2 protein-coding genes, 1 tRNA gene and 1 rRNA gene are annotated in these 3254 nt (G+C 55.4%); all 4 read right to left on the bottom strand.

Going from position 1 to position 3254, the window contains the following annotated elements; all coding sequences use genetic code 11:
- Positions 1-632 precede the first annotated feature (632 nt).
- Positions 633-1151, bottom strand: a complete 519-nt coding sequence (locus FDN03_RS15355; RefSeq protein WP_138178470.1) for a GtrA family protein — start codon at positions 1149-1151, stop codon at positions 633-635.
- A 194-nt stretch (positions 1152-1345) separates the two neighbouring features.
- A tRNA-Pro gene (locus FDN03_RS15350) sits at positions 1346-1422 on the bottom strand.
- 69 nt (positions 1423-1491) lie between these two features.
- Positions 1492-2877 carry an FAD-linked oxidase C-terminal domain-containing protein gene (locus tag FDN03_RS15345; RefSeq protein WP_138178469.1) on the bottom strand — a complete coding sequence of 462 codons (1386 nt, stop codon included), beginning with the start codon at positions 2875-2877 and terminating at the stop codon, positions 1492-1494.
- Between the two features lie 268 nt (positions 2878-3145).
- Positions 3146-3254: ribosomal RNA gene (gene rrf / locus FDN03_RS15340) — 5S ribosomal RNA — on the bottom strand; the annotation flags it as partial.

Below are 3254 nucleotides of genomic sequence, written 5' to 3'. Positions count from 1 at the left end.
CCCGGCGAATAAAAAACACTCAATCACCACACACGGGGGTGCGGGCGATCAAGCAAATAAATGTTTCGTATTCACCAAACAAAAATAATTTGGTATCAACAAACTTGGCACACTATTGAGTTCTCAAACAACAAGCGCTTACCGGTTCATCATCGACATCAATTCGACCCGTGATCTCGTCCGGCGCTCTGTAATTATTTTATCCCAGCGAATTCCTGAAAGTCAAATCCATTCTTTGTGATCTGAATTTATTTTCTTCGCTTCAACAATTCCTATTGTTTTTACAGTTGACTGTATCGACTCAGGTTTTTGTTGGAGTTTGTTGCCGGTGTTTCCGACGGTTTCGACCCCGTCCTTCGTTGCGGCAACAGATAAAAACTATACATGGATTCCAGAGCGTGCGCAAACTCGGAAGCAGCTCTTTTGAGGTGATCGTCGTAACACGGTGCCTAGCCGAGTCAGATACGCTTCACGCACTACTTCTGGGGCGCCGGGGAAACGACCATCGCGCCAATGCGGTCCGCCTACTGCTCTGCCGCATAAGCGCGCAGGTACCCGTGACGAAGCTTAGTGTCGTCATGAGCCTAAACGTCTTAGACGACAGCCGCAGCCTAGGGTCTGCGCAGCCTTTCTCAGTTGGCGGTGATCTCCGTGCGTTGGTGCTCACGATCCAGAAATACGAACTTCTTCATCGCCCACCAGCGGAACACCATTCCCAGCAGCGTGCCGATGATCGGTCCTGCGACAAAGTCGGCGACCTCCTGCACCAGCAGTGTGACGTGCGGTTGCGTTAACCCAAAGACCCAACGCGAGATATATACAGGCGCCGAGGTGATCCCGACCGCCAGTACCGACATGACGACGAACTTGATGAACTGGACACGCTTCAGACCATGGGCGATGTCCCCGAAGGTAAACCGGCGGGACAGGAAGTACGAGGCAACCGTCGAGACAGCATTAGCGATCAAGAACGCCGTAGTTGGATGCGCAGTCAAAATGGTTAACTTCAGCCCATAGTTGACCACCAGGGTGAGGATGAAGCACACACCTCCCACTCCCAGGAAGTAGACAATACGCAACCTTTGGCGCATCTTCTGCCGCGTGCCGAAGTCCGGCGTGGGCGCAGCTACTTCCTCGTTTGGATTCCCCATGTGTTTATCCTACGGTCACCTTCTAGCGACTCCCGGTAGGCAGTACACCGGTATCGGGTAATATCCAGGCTGCGCTTGTGGACCATTCGAAGATTCCACAACTCCCGGTCGTGACAGAAGGCCCATGGGCGGAACCGAACGTTAACGTGAAATAGCAGGAGTGGGAATCCTTACGGATTCCCACTCCTGCTATTTGGTCGGGATGACAGGATTTGAACCTGCGACCTCGTCGTCCCGAACGACGCGCGCTACCAAACTGCGCCACATCCCGTTGTTTTCGCAACGAAATAATACTGTACACGCAAGATTGGACGGAACCAAATCGAGTGACCTGCTGCACTTATGGGATGGCCTTGCCGGGATTCAGCAGGCCCTGCGGGTCCAGGACGTTCTTCAGCTGCCGCTGGATCTCCAGCACTGCGGAGGATTGTTCCCAGGCGAGCCATTCACGTTTGATTAGACCAACGCCATGCTCCCCGGAGATGGTTCCACCCACTTCCAGCGCCAACCGGATGCTCTCCTCCAGGGCGAGGGTGAGCCGGCCAAGTGGATCTTCGCCGGCATCGGGTTCAACGGAAAACGTAGGATGCAGATTGCCGTCACCAGCATGGGCAATGATCCTCACGTCAACCTCGTACTTGGCGGCAACTCCACGCACCTTTCGCACGTAGTCGACCATGCAGCTCTTGGGTATAGCCACGTCTTCGCCCATGCGGTAGGCATCATCCTTGGTATCCCCCCTGCTGGTGCGACGCATCTCGATGAGGCGCGAAGCAAACTCATCGCCTGGAGCACTGATGATAACTTTCGCTTCCGCAAACGCCGTACGAACAACATCCTCTTCAATCCTGGCGCCATACCCATCCAATCGCACCAGAAGCATCGCCTCGCCATGCTCAGCGATATCGGTGCCATAGGTCTGATCCAACACCGACATCGTCGGCCTATCGATGAGCTCTAAGATCGCGGGCTGAACTCTGGCCCTGGCAATCATCTGGACGCCTTCGACGGCATCTTCGAGTGTTTCAAAGACCAGACTCATGTCCCTTTGGTCAACAGGCAGGTAGCGCAGCCGCAATACGGCGCGTACAACGATCCCCAAGGTGCCTTCCGAGCCGACGAAGAGCGAACGCAGATCGTAACCGGCCACTCCCTTAAATGTGTTGGCACCAATTGTGATCAGCTGTCCATCCGCGAGCACGACGTCCAGTGCCAGCACTGATTCTCGGGTCACCCCATACTTCGCACAACGAAGCCCGCCTGCGTTGGTGGCAATATTGCCGCCCAGGGTCGACATCCGATAGCTTGCCGGGTCAGGGGCATACATGAGGCCGTGCTCCGCAACCGCATCATTTAACTCGTTATTGATGACCCCTGGTTCGACTACTGCCACCTCGTCCTGTGGCCGGATCTCCAAGATGCGGTTCATACGAGACAGATTCAGTACCAGCGATGGGCACATCACGTGGACACCGCCGGAGACTCCCGTACCAGCGCCGCGGCTGATGATCGGGACTTCATGGCGGGAACACAATCGCACGATCTCCTGAACGGCTTCTACCCGATTCGGGTATGCAATTGCGAGCGGCAGGATCGGGTCAGTAGCCAGTTGGCCGTAATCGCGGGAATTCTCCAGCAGATCCTCCGGAGAGGTACTGACACCATCAGCACCGAGAATCTCCGTCAGTTCTTGAACAAAAACGGCATAGTCCTTGTCCTGTGCCACTACCGCCCCTCCTAATGGTTACGCTGATCTCTACGAAGCGTACTCCAGGTCACCGCATTTACCTCGAGAGGTAGAGATGGTTACGTAGGTCCATGCTTGGGCGTGAACAGCAGCTTTGACTCGAACCGCCACCGAGTCGAACGGAAGCGAGGCCTGGCGGCAATGCAGCGCAAAGAATATGTGCCGGAACCGGATTGCTGGTTAGTGGCTTAAACAGGTGAGGCTCCAACCATCACTGGTTGGAGCCTCAAACCCTTCATCAAGTTAAGTCCGGCGGTGTCCTACTCTCCCACACCCTCACGAGTGCAGTACCATCGGCGCAGTGGGCCTTAGCTTCCGGGTTCGGTATGGGACCGGGCGTTTCCCCCACGCTATGA

It is taken from the genome of Glutamicibacter sp. V16R2B1, from assembly GCF_005774635.1.
Taxonomy (GTDB): Bacteria; Actinomycetota; Actinomycetes; order Actinomycetales; family Micrococcaceae; genus Glutamicibacter; species Glutamicibacter creatinolyticus.
This window is presented reverse-complemented; position numbering and strand designations above follow the sequence as displayed.

What these genes read in the sequence shown, in the direction of transcription:
- FDN03_RS15355 (WP_138178470.1), bottom strand. Translation starts at nt 1,151, where the DNA reads ATGGGGAATCCAAACGAGGAAGTAGCTGCGCCCACGCCGGACTTCGGC.